The organism is Sulfuricystis thermophila (assembly GCF_004323595.1).
GTDB lineage: Bacteria > Pseudomonadota > Gammaproteobacteria > Burkholderiales > Rhodocyclaceae > Sulfuricystis > Sulfuricystis thermophila.
Window position 1 is genome coordinate 1,423,539 of the sequence record NZ_AP019373.1, and the last position, 14,828, is coordinate 1,438,366.

Genomic DNA, 14,828 nt, shown 5'->3' on the forward strand with positions numbered 1-14,828 from the left:
CGATAGGCGCGGCCGATCGCCGAACAAGGCGGGCCGCGTGATCCGACAAACCCACGACCCATTTGCCCAACCCGCACCTTTCCGTTCTGATGGTGTCGATCCCGCAAATCCGTTAGAAAACGCCGCCTTTCGGTGGCGCGATTTGTCGTGCCTGCCTGCGTGCCGAGCAGGAGCACAGATGAAACGCATGCTATTCAATGCGACGCAGGCCGAGGAACTCCGCGTCGCGATCGTCGACGGTCAGAAGCTGATCGACCTCGACATCGAATCGGCCGCCAAGGAGCAAAGAAAGAGCAACATCTACAAGGCGGTGATCACCCGCATCGAGCCCAGCCTCGAAGCCGCCTTCGTCGATTACGGCGCCGAGCGCCACGGCTTTTTGCCGTTCAAGGAAGTCGCGAAGAGCTATTACCAACCCGGCCTCGAGCCCGGCCGGGCGCGCATCCAGGATGCGCTCAAAGTCGGCCAGGAATTGATCGTCCAGGTCGAAAAGGATGAGCGTGGCAACAAGGGCGCGGCGCTGACCACCTACATCTCGCTCGCCGGCCGCTATCTGGTGCTGATGCCCAACAACCCGCGCGGCGGCGGCGTCTCGCGCCGCATCGAAGGCGAGGATCGCCAGGAACTGCGCGAGGTGATGGATCAGCTCGAAGTGCCCCCCGGCATGAGCCTGATCGCCCGCACCGCCGGCATCGGCCGCACGGTCGAGGAGCTGCAGTGGGACTTGAACTACCTCTTGCAACTGTGGCGTGCCATCGAAGGCGCGGCGCAGGCGCAATCCGGCGCCTTCCTGATCTATCAGGAATCGAGCCTGGTGATCCGCGCCATCCGCGACTACTTCCAGCCCGACATCGGCGAGATCCTCATCGACACCGACGACATCTTCGAGCAGGCGCGGCAGTTCATGGCCCACGTGATGCCAGCCAACGTCAATCGCGTCAAACGCTATCGCGACGACGTGCCGCTCTTTTCGCGCTTCCAGATCGAACACCAGATCGAGTCGGCCTACTCCCGGCAGGTGAATCTCCCCTCCGGCGGTGCCGTGGTGATCGACCACACCGAGGCGCTGGTGGCGATCGACGTCAACTCCGGCCGCGCCACCAAGGGTGCCGACATCGAGGAAACCGCGCTCAAGACCAACCTCGAAGCGGCGGACGAAATCGCCCGCCAGCTACGCCTCAGAGACCTGGGTGGGCTGATCGTCATCGACTTCATCGACATGGAATCGCCGAAGAGCCAGCGCGAGGTCGAAAACCGCTTGCGCGAAGCGCTGCATTACGACCGCGCCCGCGTGCAGACCGGCAAGATCTCGCGCTTTGGCCTGCTGGAGCTCTCGCGCCAGCGCCTGCGTCCGGCACTCGCCGAGACGAGCTACATCACCTGCCCGCGCTGCACCGGCACCGGCCATATCCGCTCGACCGAATCGGCGGCGCTGCACATCCTGCGCATCCTCGAAGAGGAAGCGATGAAGGAAAACACCGGCGCATTGCACGTGCAGGTGCCGGTCGATGTCGCCACCTACCTGTTGAACGAAAAACGTCCGGACATCGCGCGCATCGAGCTCCGCCATCACGTCAACCTGGTCATCATCCCGAACCGCTACATCGAGACACCGCACTACGACATCGTCCGTCTGCGCCACGACCAGCTCAACCAGGAAGGCATCAGCCAGCCGAGCTATGAAATGGCCGTGAAGCCGGCCGAGGAAACCGCGGCACAGGCTGCTCAGGCCGAAGCGAAGGCGCCGCGACCCGAAGCGGCAGTGAAAGGCATCACCCCCGAGCAGCCCGCCCCCACCGTCGCACCGAAACCCACCGAGCCGGAAACGCCCGCAGCCGCGCCAGGGTTCTTTGCCCGCATCCTGTCCTGGTTCACCGGTGGCAAGAAGGAAGAGCCAGCCGTCGAGGAAGCCGCGAAGAAATCCACGGCCGCCGGCCGGCGCGAACGCAGCGAGGGCGCCGAACGTGGCGGCCGCACGCGCCGCGAAGGGCGTGAGATCCGCGAGCGGACCGAGAAGGGTGAGCGCCGCGAAGCGCGGGAAGGCCGTCAAATCCGTCCCGAGCGCGGCGAGCGCAAGGAGCGTCCCGAGGGCGTGAAAGAGCCGCGCGAAGCGCGCCCGAACCGTCAGAAACCCGTTGCCGCCGAACAGCAAGAGGCGCCGCCAGCCACTCCGACAGTCGTTCCAACTGAAGGCAGCGCAGCCGAGGGCGCTGGTGGCCGTCGCCGCGGTCGGCGCGGCGGACGCAATCGCGGCGAACGCCAGCTGGAGGAAGTCGCCGCCGCCGTCGCAGCGGTCGCTGCGCCAGCGGATGAAGCCAAGCCCACCCCGGCACCTGTGGCCGAAAAACTTCCCGCAGTGGAGCCTACGGCTCCGGAACCGATGCCTGCTGAAGCAGCTCCCGAGCCCGCCAGCGCCGCGATGGCCGTTGCCGATAGCGAAACGATGAGGGGCGCTCAGAGTGCTGAAAGCGCTCAGGGTGCCGTCCCGCCAGCGCCGACTTTTCGAGATGAGGCGGCGCCCGGCGGGACGTCCTCATTGCCGTCAGCGCCGACTTTGCCAGCTGCCACACCGGCCGAGTCCGTTGGCGCCGAAGCGGTGGCCGTGGTAACGGAGCCTTCGCTTTCGGCAGCAGAACCCCTGCCACCAGCCGAAACGTCGCCAGCCCCGCGTGAACCCGCCAGCATCCCGGCCGCAGCCCCGATCGTCGTCGACTTCACCGCGGAACTGGCGAAGGCCGGCCTGCAGCTGGTCGAAACGACGAAACGCCCCGCCGCCCCGCCCATCGAGCCGCCCGTGCAACCCCTGGGCCGCAAGCCCAAACCGGCGTCGGTGATCAGCGACGAACCTCTGGTGATGGTCGAAACCCGGAAGCCGCAATGATGTGAAAACGCCCGCGCCAGCGGGTGTTTTCAGAGCTTGTGAAAAAATTCGTCGCGAGCGCAGTCAGGTTGGGGGAGGCCGGAGCGCAGCCACCGGAGTGTATTTGGCAATACATGAGGATGGCGAGCACCGCCCGACCCCAAGATGGCAAGCGCAGCAGAATTTTTCACAAGCTCTCACTTTTGTGGGGCGAGCCGGCTCAACAACCCCTCGGCCGCCGCCTCGACCAAATCGAGGACGATTTCGAAGCCTTCCGGTCCGCCGTAGTAGGGGTCGGGCACTTCATCGAAACCCCTCTGCGGCGCAAATTCGAGGAACAGACCGAGCTTGCCGTGATGCTCGTCCGGGCAGGCCTGACGCAATAGCGCCAGATTGTCGCAATCCATCGCCAGGATGCGGTCGAAACGCACGAAGTCGAATTCATTGACCTGACGGGCGCGCAAGCTCGATAGATCGTAGCCGCGCTTTTTCGCCGCTTCCTGCGCGCGTCGATCGGGCGGATTGCCGACGTGATAGCCATGCGTCCCCGCCGAATCGAACTCGAAAAAGTCATGTAATCCGCGCCGCCTGGCCAACTCGCGCGCCACACCTTCGGCGGTGGGCGAGCGGCAGATGTTGCCCATGCAGACGAACAGGATGCGTTCTCTCATGGGCGAGTCAGAACGGCAGCTTCATCCCCGGCGGCAGCGGCAGGCCCGCGGTGAGTGCCCCCATGCGTTCCTGAACCGTCGCTTCGACGCGGCGGTTGGCGTCGTTGACCGCCGCGGCGATCAGGTCTTCGAGCATTTCCTTGTCGTCCATCACCGACGGATCGATGGTGACGCGTTTGACGTCATGTTTGCAGGTCATGACGATCTTCACGGCGCCGGCGCCCGACTGGCCCTCGACTTCGAGATTGGCCAGCTCTTCCTGCGCCTTCTGCATGTTTTCCTGCATCTTCTGCGCCTGTTTCATCAGGTTGGCGATACCGCCTTTATTCAGCATGTTGCGTTCCTTTAACGTGAAATACAAAGCAAAAAGTGCGCCGCCCTTCGTTTCCTTGATGGCAGCCTACCTTCGCGGCGCAAGCCGCGCTGATCGTCTCCCCTCCCGCGAGGGGCGGAGGCGGGGTTTCGCGAAGCACTGCTTCGCGCCGCCGGAGCCGGCCGGCTGTGCAAAGCCGGCCGTGGGACAGGCTGGGGGAGGGCGGGCGTTTATTCTTGCGCATGGGTATTCCATCCTCCGCGGGCACCGATTGCCGGCATGCGCGTTAGAGGGGTTTGATGGTGGATTCGTCGATGCTGGCATCGAACAGGTCGCAGACCTCGCGCACGAAGGGATCGCCCTCGATCGCGGCAATCGCCTGTTCCTGCCGCTCTCTTTTCCGCTGGTCTGCGCGCGCCTTCGGCGTAACGCCGTTCGGCAGGCCGAGCTGGATCTCGAGGGTGACGGGCTGAGCGAAATGTTTCGCCAGTTCGGCACGCAACTTGTCCTGATGCATTTGCAGGAAACGGTGCGCCGGGTCGAGGCGCAGCACGATCTTCTGGCCGTTACGTTCGACCAGCTCGCAATGCTGGGCGAGCTGGCGCGCCATGCCGGTGAGCGTATTGCCCTCGACCAGCTCATGCCAGTCGTCAGGAGCAGGCTCCTCCGTTACCGCCGGCGCGGGAGCCGCCGGCACTGCGGATGCCGCTGACGGCGCGATACCGGCAGCTGGCTTGCGCGCAGGCGCCAGGGCGGCAGCACGCGCGGGCTTCTCCTCGCCGCCACCCGGCCGGAAGGCATGGAGTCGCAGCAAGGTCATGCCGAAGCCGGCCGCCTCGTCGGGCGCCAGCGCCAGCTCATCGCGCCCGTGGGTGACGATCTGGTAACAGAGCTGAAGGAATTCGGCATCGAGACGTTCGGCATACGGCGCAAGCCGCGCACGCTCGGCTTCGTCGAGGATCGCCTCGGGCGCGAACTGGACGAGGGCGATGCGGTGGAACAAGGTCGCCAGCTCTTGCAGCGCCGCTTCGAAACTCAGGCTGCGTTCTTCCATCGTCCTGGCCACGGCGAGCATCGCCTGGATGTCACCGGCGGCAAGCCCGTCGAGCAGTGCAAAGAGATGATCGTCGCCGACGGTGCCGAGCATCGATCGCACGCCCTCTTCCTCGACGCGTCCCGCGCCGTGGGCGATCGCCTGATCGAGCAGTGACAACGCATCGCGCATCGAGCCGGCCGCCGCCTTGGCGAGATGGCGCAGCGCGGCGGGTTCGAACGGCACGCCCTCGGCTTCGAGCACGCGCGCCAAATGGTCGACGATGGCCGCCTGCGGCATCTGCTTCAGGTTGAACTGCAGGCAGCGGGAAAGCACCGTGACGGGGATCTTCTGCGGATCGGTGGTGGCGAGGATGAACTTGACGTGCTCCGGCGGCTCTTCGAGCGTCTTCAGCATCGCGTTGAAGGCATGCCCGGAGAGCTGGTGCACTTCGTCGATCATATAGACCTTGTAGCGGCCGGCATTCGGCGCATAGGCAGCCTTCTCCAGCAGCGCCGCCATGTCCTCGACGCCGCGATTCGAGGCGGCGTCCATTTCGACGTAATCGATGAAGCGGCCGGCGTCGATCTCGCGGCATGGCGTGCATACGCCGCAGGGCGTGGCGGTGACGCCCTGCTCGCAATTCAGGGCCTTCGCCATGATGCGCGCGATCGTCGTCTTGCCGACGCCGCGCGTGCCGGTGAACAGATAAGCGTGATGGAGCCGCTGCTGTTCGAGCGCGTGCTTGAGCGCCCGCACGACATGCTCCTGTCCGACGAGCGTGTCGAAGGACTTCGGGCGCCACTTGCGGGCAAGAACTTGATAGCTCATGCCCGCGATTTTACCTGCGGTCAGCCCTGCGGGGGCATCATGCGGCCGTGACGCCCGCCCATCGGCCCCTTGCCGATACGCGCGGCCTCGCGGTCGGCGATGGCCTTCTGTTCGGGCGTCAATGCCGCATAAAGGCGGTTGAAACTCTCATGCACGGCCTTCATTGCGGCCAGACGCTCTTCCATCAAGGCCTCGCGCTTCGCCATGCGTTCCGGCGCGGTGAGCTTGGTATCGGCGGCCAGCGCGCGCATTTCCATCAGGCCCTTGCCCGCCTCGGCCTGCACTTTCTCGGCAAAGGCGTTCCACAACGCTTCCTGCTCGGGGGTGATCTTGAGCTGGTATTTCTGGTAGTCGAGACGTTCCTTGACGCGCGCGGCGGGATCGAAGCGCATCGCCGCCGGGCGACCCATCTTGCCCATCGGCCCCATGCCGTCATTGGTCGTCATGCCGGGCTGGGCAAAGGCGGCCGTGCCGAGGCCGGCGGCGAGAACGAGACCGAGGAAATGTGTGCGTTTCATATGACTCTCCTAGTGAATGAAGTTGGCAGGAGAGATTGAGCGCCCCAAAGGTAAGCAGATTATGAGCGCTTTGTAACGAAACGTGAGAGCATGTGAAAAATTCTGCTGCACAGCCCGCTCGCGACGAATTTTTTCACAAGCTCTGAGGAAAGGTGGCGAGCCTGACCCCCGGCACTTGCAAGGATTGGCTATGGCTGCTGCCTTCCGGCCCTGACCAGGTTCACCAGCTTGCAATGCGGGGAGACCCGCCACGACGCAGTTTAGCAGCTTTCGCGTTCCAGCCAATCACGCACGATGGCCACCTGCGCATCGTCGAGGAACATCGGCGCATGGCCGACCGCCGGGATCTCGACGCTCTCCGCCCGCGGGCCACGGCTGCGCATCGCCGCGACGGTCTCGGGCGAGAGCAGATCGGACTCGGCACCGCGGATCACCAGCGTCGGGCAGCGGATCGCGTCATAAACCGGCCACAGGTCGATGTCCTGGCCGTCGCGGGCGGCTTCCGCGTAGGGAACGGCGATGCCGGGATCGTAACGCAGCTGGAAGCGGCCGTTCGGCCCGGCCTTGATGACGTGCTGCGTCAGGTGCTGCCACTGCGCATCGGTGAGCTTGCCAAACGGCGCGGCGATGACACGAATGTAGGCCTCGGCTTCCTGCGGCGTGGCGAAGTCGGGCGGCGAAGCGAGGTACTCGCCGATGCGCTGCAAGGCCGCGGCATTGATCAGCGGTCCGACGTCGTTGAGGATCAGGCGGGCGATCGGCGTTCCGGCTTGCGCCGCCAGCGCCATGCCGATGATGCCACCCATCGAGGTGCCGAGCCAATCGACGCGCTCGACATCGAGCCGGGCGATCAGTGCCACCATGTCCTGGGCATATTGGGGAATCGTGTAGTGATGCGGATCGCGCAGCCAGTCGCTCATCCCGCGCCCGACCACGTCCGGGCAGACGACGCGAAAGCGGTCGGCGAGGCGCTCGGCGAGATAGTCGAAATCGCGCCCGCAGCGTGTCAGGCCATGCACGCAGACCAGCACGTGAGAATTGGCGGGATCGCCCCATTCGACATAGGCCATCTTGTGGAACCCGGCCGGGCTCAAGCATTGGACGAATTTTTGACGCATCGTGGTCATTCCGTCGCAGCGAAAACCGTATTGTGCCAGTAGCGCCGCCGCGCTTCGCGTTCGCGCGTGAGTGCCGTGCCGCCAGCGCCGACTTTCAGCGTCACCGCGCCATCGCGGTCGGTGCGCAGGATGTTGGCGTTTGCATAGCGCGCCAGCACGGAGGGGTGCGGATGGCCGAAGCGGTTGCGGTAGCCGACTGGGAAGATCACCGTCTGCGGCGCCACCGTCGCGACGAAGGCAGCCGACGAGGTCTTCTTGCCGCCGTGATGCGGGGCGACGAGGACAGCCGCGTGCGCCACATCGCGATGGCGGGTGAGGAACTCGGCCTCCGCCTGGCCTTCGAGATCGCCGGGAATCAACGCGCTGCCGTGCGGCGATTCGATCTTCAGCACACAGGAGAGCGCATTGCTCGGCAGCTTGCGCGCATAGTCCGCAGCCTGCGGGTGCAGCACGCGCAAGCGCACCCCATCCCATTCCCAACCTTGACCATCGACACAGCGTCGTTCGACGGCGGTCACCGGCAGCGCCGCGAGCAGCGAATCGGCACCGCCAGCATGATCCCGGTCGACATGGCTGATGATCAGCCGGTCGAGCTTGGCCACGCCGATGGCCCGCAGATAGGGCGCGACGATACGGCTGCCGGCATCGCTTTGGGCATTGAAGGCCGGGCCGGCATCGAACAAGAGATCGTGCGTCGCGGTCTGCACATGCACCGCCTGCCCCTGGCCGACATCGAGCACCGTCAGTCGATATTCGCCCGGCGCCGGCCGTTCCGGGCGCACGACGAACAACGGCAGGAACAGCACGGCGCCTGCCCAGCGCGCCGGAAAGCCGCGCGGCAGCAGCAGCCAGACGACGCCCATGACGGCGAGAGGCACCGCCCAGGCCGGCGGCGCATGCTGTTGCCAGAGCGCGCCCGGCAATCCGGCAAGCCACTCGAGGAAATCCATCAGCGGCACGAGCAGCGCATGGGCCAGTTGCTGCGCCCAGGCGAAGCCGGGCAGGCTGCCGAGCAAGGCGAGCGGTGTGATGGCCAGACTGACGAGCGGGATCGCCAGCGCATTGGCGAATGGGGAGACGAGCGAAAACTGCCCAAAGAGCGCCAGGAGCAGCGGGATCATCCCGAGCGTGATCGCCCATTGTGCGCGCAGCCATTCGACGAGCCAATGCCGCTCACCAAGCCGGCCGGCGGCGATGAAGAAGAGGATCGCCACCGCGCCGAACGAGAGCCAAAAGCCGGCAGAGAGCACCGCCCACGGATCGAGGAGCAACACCAGCAACAGGGCAGCGCCGAGCACCGTCGGCGCGGCGAGGTTGCGCCCGGAGAGCAGCGCGGCGACGACGACGCCGAGCATGTAGAGCGTGCGTTGCGCCGGCACGGCGAAACCGGCCAGCAAGGCGTAGGCAAACGCGCCGAGGAAGGCCGCCAGCGCCGCGGCCTGCTGCGCCGGAATGAGGAGCGGCAGGCGCGGATGACGCCGCCACAACGCCATGACCAGCCCGCCGATGAGCGCGCCGATCATCGTCACATGCAGGCCGGAGATCGACATCAGGTGCGTGATGCCGGTCGCCGCGAACAGCCGCCACAGTTCGGGGGTAATCGATTGCTGGTCGCCGATCGCCAGCGCCGCCAGCACGCCCGCGTAAGATGCGTCCGGCAAGACGCGCTGGATGCGCACGCGCACGGCTTCGCGCAGCCGCTCGATGGTCAAGCCGGCCGGCGCAAGCCGCTGGTTGGCATCCGATTTGCGCACATAACCGGTGGCGCGAATGCCGCGCTCGAGGAGCCAGGCCTCGTAATCGAAGCCATGGGGATTCAAATTGCCGTGCGGTCGTTTCAGTCGCACCACGAGCCGCCAGCGCTCGCCGGCATGCGGCAGCGGCAGAGCGCCGGGCAGAGTCGCTTCCTCGTCGCCCTCCTCGCTTTCCGTGTCGACGTGGCGATACCAGGAAAGCAGAATCTTCGCGGGCACCGGCGCACTGGCCGTCTGCGGTTCGAAGACGAAACGCAGACCACGCTCGAAGCCTTGCGGCATCGTGGCGATCACGCCGGTCATTTCGATGTCGCGGCCCAGCCATTCCACCGGCAGTTCATCATGCATGCGCCTGTGGGCAAATGCGCCTGCCCATGTGATGCCGAGCAGTAGAGCGCCGAATACCGCCAATCCACGCCACCGCGACATCAGCAGCGCTCCGCCGCCCAGCCCCAGCGCGGCGAGCAAACTCGGCGCTGGCAGGACGGCACACTGCTGCAGCAGCCACACGCCCAGCGCGAAAGCCAGCACCCGCCAAGGCATTACAATGGCTCCATGAAGCATTGGCTGCGCAAGCACATGCCGGACCATGCGGCGGTGAAGGAAAACCGCTGGCTGTATCCGTTCCGCAATACGCTGCTGCACCCGCGGTTGTGGCACTTAAACCGCCATTCCGCCGCCGGCGCGGTCGCCGTGGGCCTCTTCTGCGGCCTGATTCCCGGGCCGTTCCAGATGCTCGGTGCGGCGATCTGCGCCGTGATCTTCCGCATCAACCTGCCGCTGGCGCTCCTCACCACGCTCTACACCAATCCGTTTACGATCGCGCCGCTCTACATCGTCGCCTTTGCGCTCGGCGAGGGCATGTTCGCGCTGCTGGGCCACCCGAGGCGCGCCTTCATCGCCCCGCCGGACTTCGGCGATCCGGGCAGCGAGACGCTGATCACCTGGGTCGGCGCGCTGATCGACTGGATGCTCCAGCTCGGCGCACCACTCGCCTGGGGGCTGGTGCTGCTCGCCACCCTGCTCGCCATCATCGGCTACTTCGCCGTGCGCATCGCCTGGCGCATCTGGCTAGTGCGCGCCTGGCGCCGGCGCAGCCAGCGGCGTCAAGCGACCGTCGCAGAGTAACAACTGGCGTTGGCAGCGTGACGCCAGCGTCATGTCGTGCGTGACGATGACGAGGCTGGTGCCGAAGCTGGCGTTGAGCCGCAACATCAGCGCGAACACCTCGTCGGCGGTATGGCGGTCGAGATTACCGGTCGGCTCGTCGGCCAGCACGCAGGCCGGCTGTGTGACCAAGGCGCGCGCCAGCGCCGCGCGCTGACGCTCGCCGCCGGAAAGTTCCCCCGGCCGATGCTTGAAGCGCGCGCCCAAGCCCACCTCGGCGAGGATCGCCGCCGCCTGTCTTTCGGCTTCGGCTTTCGCGATGCGGCGGATCAATAGCGGCATCGCGACGTTTTCCAGCGCGGTGAATTCCGGCAGCAGATGGTGGAACTGATAGACGAAACCGAGCGCCTCGTTTCGCAACCGTCCGCGCTCGTTCTCCGCCACCTGCGCCAGATCGCGGCCCTGGAGCCTCACCGTGCCCGCCGTCGGCGTATCGAGCCCGCCCAAGAGATGCAGCAAGGTGCTCTTGCCAGAGCCGGAAGCGCCGACGATCGCCACCGTCTCGCCCCGTTCGACACTGAGGTCGACGCCCATCAGCACACGCACCGCTTCCGCCCCCTGGCGGAAGGTCTTGGCCAGCGCCGTGCAGGCGAGCACCGGGTCATTCATATCGTAGTGCCTCCGCCGGATTCGTGCGTGAGGCGCGCCAGCTCGGATAGAGCGTCGCCAGCACGGTGAGGGCGAACGAGGTGGCGCCGATGATCCAGACATCCGACCAGTGCAGGTCGGAAGGCAGATCGGAAATGTAATACACGTCCTTGGCGAGGAACTGGATGCCGAACACGCGCTCGATGAACGGCACCACGGTCTCGACGTTCAAGGCCAGCGCCACACCGCCGGCCACACCGAGCAGCAGGCCGATCGCGCCGATCAGCGTACCCTGGATGACGAAGATCGCCATCACGCTGCCGGGGCTGGCGCCCAGCGTGCGCAGGATGGCGATGTCGGCGCGCTTGTCCTGCACCGTCATCACCAGCGTCGAGACGATGTTGAAGGCCGCCACGGCGACGATCAACAGCAGGATCAGGAACATCATGTTCTTCTCGATCTGCACGGCACGGAAGAAATTGGCGTGGCTCTTCGTCCAGTCGGTGAGCCGCAAGCCGGGCGGCAGGCTGCCGGCGAGCTCGCGCACCACCTGCGGCGCGGCGAACAGGTCATCGAGCTTCAAACGCACGCCGGAGACCGCCTCACCCATCTGATAGAGCTTCTGCGCATCCTCGAGACGCACCAGCCCAAGGCCGCTGTCATACTCGAACATGCCGACCTCGAAGATGCCGACGACGGTGAATTGCTTCATGCGCGGCAGCACTGCGGCAGGCGTCACCATGCCCTGCGGCGCGATCAGCGTCACCTTGTCGCCGGGATAGGCGCGCAGCGCATAGGCGAGCTCGCTGCCGAGGATGATGCCGAATTCGCCCGGTTGCAGATCCTCCAGCCGGCCGGCCTTCATGTGGCGGGCGAAATCGGCCACCTTCTCCTCCTCGCCCGGCAGGATGCCGCGTACCACCACCCCTTTCACCTGCCCGGCGAGCGAGAGCATCGCCTGCTGCTGCACATAGGGTGCGCCGGCCAGGACACGCGGATGCCCGGCAACGCGCTCGACGATGCCCGGCCAGCCAATGAGTTCCCCCTCGTCGCCCATCACCTGCACGTGTGAGGCGACGCCGAGGATGCGCGTCCTGAGCTCCTTCTGGAAGCCGTTCATCACCGACAGCACGACGATCAACGCCGCCACGCCGAGGCCGAGGCCGAGCATGGAAATCAGCGAGATGAAGGAGATGAAGCGGTTGCCGCCGCCCGGCTTCTTCGCCGCCGTATAGCGCAGGCCGATCAGAGCTTCATAAGGGGTTTCGAAAGCCATTGGGGCGGCATGTTAACATGCCTCATGCACCTGACTTTGCTGGTCCCCGGCCTCTTGCTGCCGGTCGAAATCCTCGAAAGCACGACCTTCGATCTCGCCGCGCCGAGGCTGTCGCACCTGCTCGGCCGCGGCCGGCGGCGCACGCTGCCGGACGATGCACTCGCCCATCTGTTCGGCCTCGAAAGCATCCCGGCCGCCGCATTGCGCAAAATCGGCGCTGGCAAAGCGGCACCCGGCGAATGGCTGTGTCTCGATCCGGTGCATTGGCAGGTCGGCGCCCGGGGAGTGACGCTCGACGATCCGGTCCGGCTCGCCCTCGTTACGGCAGAAAGCAACGCCCTGCTCACCGCCATCGGGCCACTGTTCGCCGACTGGGGGGAGCTTTCCGCCTCCGCCCCGGGGCAGTGGGAATTGCGCCTCACCCGGCCGCTCCGGCTGGAAAGCCAGGATTTGCCGTCAGCCATCCAGCAGCCGATCGACCCGCGCCTGCCGGGAGGCGCCGATGGCCCGGCCTGGCGCCGACTGTTGCTCGAAGCACAGACGGTGCTGCACGCACACCCGGTCAATCGCGCCCGCGAGGCCGCCGGCCGTCCGACCGCCAACAGCCTGTGGCCGTGGGGCTTCGGCGCTTTGCCGAAAAGAATCCTGCCCGCGTTCGATACCGTCCTGTGCGACGATCCGGTCGTCGCCGGACTGTGCCGGCTGGCGGGCTTGGACTGCCAGCCCGCGCCTCCCTGCTTTCAGCCTGCCCACGGCCGCGTATGCGCGATCCACCCCGGCCTCGCCGCGGCGGCCCGCACCCTCGATGCGCTCGCCTGGCGCGAGTCCTTGCTGGATCTCGAGCGCGACTGGCTCGCCCCCGCTCTGACCGCCTGCCGGACGGTGAGCCTGATCGGCACGCGGCTGGGCAGGCAGCCCGAAACCGTCGCCTTTGAATGGAAACGCGGCGACCGGCTGCGTTTCTGGCGCCGACCGCAGCCGCTCACTGCGCTGAAATGACGCGCATCGCGATCCGTCCCGTCCCGCAGCGCGCGCGGCTGATGCTGGAGCAATCCGGTGTGCATCCGCTGCTGGCACGGCTGTATGCGGCACGCGGCATCGCATCGGCCGACGAGCTCGACACGCAGCTCAAATCGCTGCTGCCGCCCGCCGGCATGAAGGGCATCGACACGGCCGCCGCGCTGCTCGCCGATGCCATCACCAAGGGCAGAAGGATCCTCATCGTCGCCGACTACGACTGCGACGGCGCCACCGCCTGTGCAGTGGGCGTGCGCGCCTTGCGCGCGATGGGCGGCGCGGTCGATTACCTGGTACCGAACCGCTTCGAGACCGGCTACGGCCTCTCCCCCGAAGTCGCGCGGCTGGCCGCGACACGGCATCCCGATGTGCTCGTCACGGTCGACAATGGCATCGCCAGTGTCGCCGGCGTGGCCGAGGCAAAGCGCCTGGGTATGACGGTGATCGTCACCGACCACCATTTGCCCGGCAACGAGCTCCCCGCCGCCGATGCGCTCGTCGATCCGAACCAGCCAGGCTGTCCCTTCCCGAGCAAGGCGATGGCCGGCGTCGGCGTGATGTTCTACGTGATGCTGGCGCTGCGCGCCGAACTACGCCGGCGTGGCCATTTCGCCGTGCGCTCGGAACCGAATCTCGCCAGTCTGCTCGATCTCGTCGCGCTCGGCACGGTGGCCGACGTGGTGCCGCTCGACCGCAACAACCGCATCCTCGTCGCTCAAGGCCTCGCGCGCATCCGCCAGCGCCGCATGACACCGGGCATCGCCGCACTGCTTTCGGTCGCTGGGCGCGACCCGCTGCGCGCCGGCAGCTTCGATCTCGGTTTTGCCATCGGGCCACGCCTGAATGCCGCGGGACGGCTCGCCGACATGAGCCTCGGCATCGAATGCCTCATCACCGATGATCCGGGCCGGGCGCTCAACATCGCTCAGGCGCTCGATGCCATCAACCACGAGCGCCGGGCGATCGAAGCCGACATGCACGATGCCGCCGCGCTAAAGCTCGAAGACCTCGACGTCGCCCAGCGCGCCAGCATCACCCTGTTCGATCCGAGCTGGCACCAGGGCGTGATCGGCATCCTCGCCGGGCGTGTCAAGGAAAGACTGCATCGTCCGACCTTCGTCTTCGCGCGCGGGGAGGACGGCGAGCTGAAAGGCTCCGGGCGCTCGATCGCCGGCTTGCATCTGCGCGACGCGCTCGACCTCGTCGCCAAGCAGCGACCCGGCCTGCTGCTGCGCTTCGGTGGCCATGCGGCCGCCGCCGGGCTGACGCTCAAGGAGAACGATCTGGCCGAATTCGAGATGCTGTTCGAACGGGTGGCGCGCGCCTGGCTTCCGCCAGCGGCGCTGACGCGCACGCTGGAGACCGATGGCCCGCTCGAAGCCGCCTATTTCGGGCTGACCTCGGCACGCCTGCTACAGGAGGCCGTCTGGGGGCAGGGCTTTCCGGCGCCGCTCTTTGCCGATGAATTCGACGTCGTCCAGCAACGCCTGCTCAAGGACAAACATCTGAAGCTGACGCTGCAACAGGGCCGCGCGCGCTTCGATGCGATCCGCTTCAACCATGCCGCAGGCGCGCCCGACCGCATCCGCGCCGCTTTCCGCCTCGACATCAACGAATGGCAGGGCGAAGCGAACGTGCAGCTGGTGCTCGAACATTTCGAAGCCGCATAACGGGTAATATCG

Annotated in this window: 12 protein-coding genes and 1 other RNA gene; 4 read left to right on the forward strand and 9 right to left on the reverse strand. The window is 66.4% G+C overall.

The window, feature by feature from the left end; genetic code table 11:
• The first annotated feature begins 178 nt into the window (after positions 1-178).
• Positions 179-2,881 carry an Rne/Rng family ribonuclease gene (locus M52SOB_RS07155; RefSeq protein WP_131111218.1) on the forward strand — a complete coding sequence of 901 codons (2,703 nt, stop codon included), beginning with the start codon at positions 179-181 and terminating at the stop codon, positions 2,879-2,881.
• Between the two features lie 176 nt (positions 2,882-3,057).
• Here the strand turns inward: M52SOB_RS07155 and M52SOB_RS07160 are convergent, their stop codons facing one another.
• The 7 genes from M52SOB_RS07160 to M52SOB_RS07190 form a co-directional block, all read right to left on the reverse strand.
• Positions 3,058-3,531 (reverse strand): low molecular weight protein-tyrosine-phosphatase, encoded by a 474-nt coding sequence (locus M52SOB_RS07160; protein WP_131111219.1) that lies wholly within the window; start codon positions 3,529-3,531, stop codon positions 3,058-3,060.
• A 7-nt stretch (positions 3,532-3,538) separates the two neighbouring features.
• Positions 3,539-3,862, reverse strand: coding sequence for a YbaB/EbfC family nucleoid-associated protein (locus tag M52SOB_RS07165; protein WP_131112475.1), 324 nt, complete (start codon positions 3,860-3,862; stop codon positions 3,539-3,541).
• A gap of 268 nt (positions 3,863-4,130) precedes the next feature.
• Complete coding sequence (gene dnaX, locus M52SOB_RS07170; RefSeq protein ID WP_131111220.1) at positions 4,131-5,708, reverse strand: DNA polymerase III subunit gamma/tau; 1,578 nt, start codon at positions 5,706-5,708, stop codon at positions 4,131-4,133.
• A 20-nt stretch (positions 5,709-5,728) separates the two neighbouring features.
• A complete protein-coding gene (locus M52SOB_RS07175) occupies positions 5,729-6,226 on the reverse strand; it encodes a Spy/CpxP family protein refolding chaperone (protein WP_131111221.1) in 498 nt (165 codons plus the stop codon).
• 151 nt (positions 6,227-6,377) lie between these two features.
• Positions 6,378-6,476, reverse strand: an RNA gene (gene ffs, locus M52SOB_RS07180) — signal recognition particle sRNA small type.
• 10 nt (positions 6,477-6,486) lie between these two features.
• On the reverse strand, positions 6,487-7,344 hold the full coding sequence (locus M52SOB_RS07185; protein ID WP_284155023.1) for an alpha/beta fold hydrolase: 858 nt from the start codon (positions 7,342-7,344) through the stop codon (positions 6,487-6,489).
• Between the two features lie 5 nt (positions 7,345-7,349).
• Positions 7,350-9,641, reverse strand: a complete 2,292-nt coding sequence (locus M52SOB_RS07190; protein ID WP_131111223.1) for a DNA internalization-related competence protein ComEC/Rec2 — start codon at positions 9,639-9,641, stop codon at positions 7,350-7,352.
• A gap of 12 nt (positions 9,642-9,653) precedes the next feature.
• Here M52SOB_RS07190 and M52SOB_RS07195 point away from each other — a divergent pair, with 12 nt between their 5' ends.
• Positions 9,654-10,226 (forward strand): DUF2062 domain-containing protein, encoded by a 573-nt coding sequence (locus tag M52SOB_RS07195; protein ID WP_131111224.1) that lies wholly within the window; start codon positions 9,654-9,656, stop codon positions 10,224-10,226.
• Here M52SOB_RS07195 and lolD read toward each other — a convergent pair.
• Positions 10,170-10,874, reverse strand: a complete 705-nt coding sequence (gene lolD, locus M52SOB_RS07200; RefSeq protein ID WP_131111225.1) for a lipoprotein-releasing ABC transporter ATP-binding protein LolD — start codon at positions 10,872-10,874, stop codon at positions 10,170-10,172. The genes M52SOB_RS07195 and lolD overlap by 57 nt on opposite strands.
• Entirely contained in the window at positions 10,867-12,129 is a 1,263-nt protein-coding gene (locus M52SOB_RS07205) for a lipoprotein-releasing ABC transporter permease subunit (RefSeq protein ID WP_131111226.1), read from the reverse strand. The genes lolD and M52SOB_RS07205 overlap by 8 nt, the downstream gene beginning before the upstream one ends.
• 24 nt (positions 12,130-12,153) lie before the next feature.
• On the opposite strand from M52SOB_RS07205, the gene M52SOB_RS07210 reads away from it, so the two are divergent.
• Together M52SOB_RS07210 and recJ are read left to right on the forward strand one after the other, a co-directional pair.
• A complete protein-coding gene (locus M52SOB_RS07210; RefSeq protein WP_131111227.1) occupies positions 12,154-13,128 on the forward strand; it encodes a hypothetical protein in 975 nt (324 codons plus the stop codon).
• Positions 13,125-14,816: a single-stranded-DNA-specific exonuclease RecJ gene (recJ, locus tag M52SOB_RS07215; RefSeq protein WP_131111228.1), complete on the forward strand. Its 1,692-nt coding sequence runs from the start codon at positions 13,125-13,127 to the stop codon at positions 14,814-14,816. Before M52SOB_RS07210 ends, recJ begins: the two co-directional genes overlap by 4 nt.
• Positions 14,817-14,828 lie beyond the last annotated feature (12 nt).

Excerpts from the sequence above, each read along its gene's own strand:
- M52SOB_RS07155 (WP_131111218.1), top strand. The coding sequence starts at position 179 with ATGAAACGCATGCTATTCAATGCGACGCAGGCCGAGGAACTCCGCGTC.
- M52SOB_RS07160 (WP_131111219.1), bottom strand. The coding sequence starts at position 3,531 with ATGAGAGAACGCATCCTGTTCGTCTGCATGGGCAACATCTGCCGCTCG.
- dnaX (WP_131111220.1), bottom strand. The coding sequence starts at position 5,708 with ATGAGCTATCAAGTTCTTGCCCGCAAGTGGCGCCCGAAGTCCTTCGAC.
- M52SOB_RS07175 (WP_131111221.1), bottom strand. The coding sequence starts at position 6,226 with ATGAAACGCACACATTTCCTCGGTCTCGTTCTCGCCGCCGGCCTCGGC.
- M52SOB_RS07185 (WP_284155023.1), bottom strand. The coding sequence starts at position 7,344 with ATGCGTCAAAAATTCGTCCAATGCTTGAGCCCGGCCGGGTTCCACAAG.
- M52SOB_RS07190 (WP_131111223.1), bottom strand. The coding sequence starts at position 9,641 with ATGCCTTGGCGGGTGCTGGCTTTCGCGCTGGGCGTGTGGCTGCTGCAG.
- M52SOB_RS07195 (WP_131111224.1), top strand. The coding sequence starts at position 9,654 with ATGAAGCATTGGCTGCGCAAGCACATGCCGGACCATGCGGCGGTGAAG.
- lolD (WP_131111225.1), bottom strand. The coding sequence starts at position 10,874 with ATGAATGACCCGGTGCTCGCCTGCACGGCGCTGGCCAAGACCTTCCGC.
- M52SOB_RS07205 (WP_131111226.1), bottom strand. The coding sequence starts at position 12,129 with ATGGCTTTCGAAACCCCTTATGAAGCTCTGATCGGCCTGCGCTATACG.
- M52SOB_RS07210 (WP_131111227.1), top strand. The coding sequence starts at position 12,154 with ATGCACCTGACTTTGCTGGTCCCCGGCCTCTTGCTGCCGGTCGAAATC.
- recJ (WP_131111228.1), top strand. The coding sequence starts at position 13,125 with ATGACGCGCATCGCGATCCGTCCCGTCCCGCAGCGCGCGCGGCTGATG.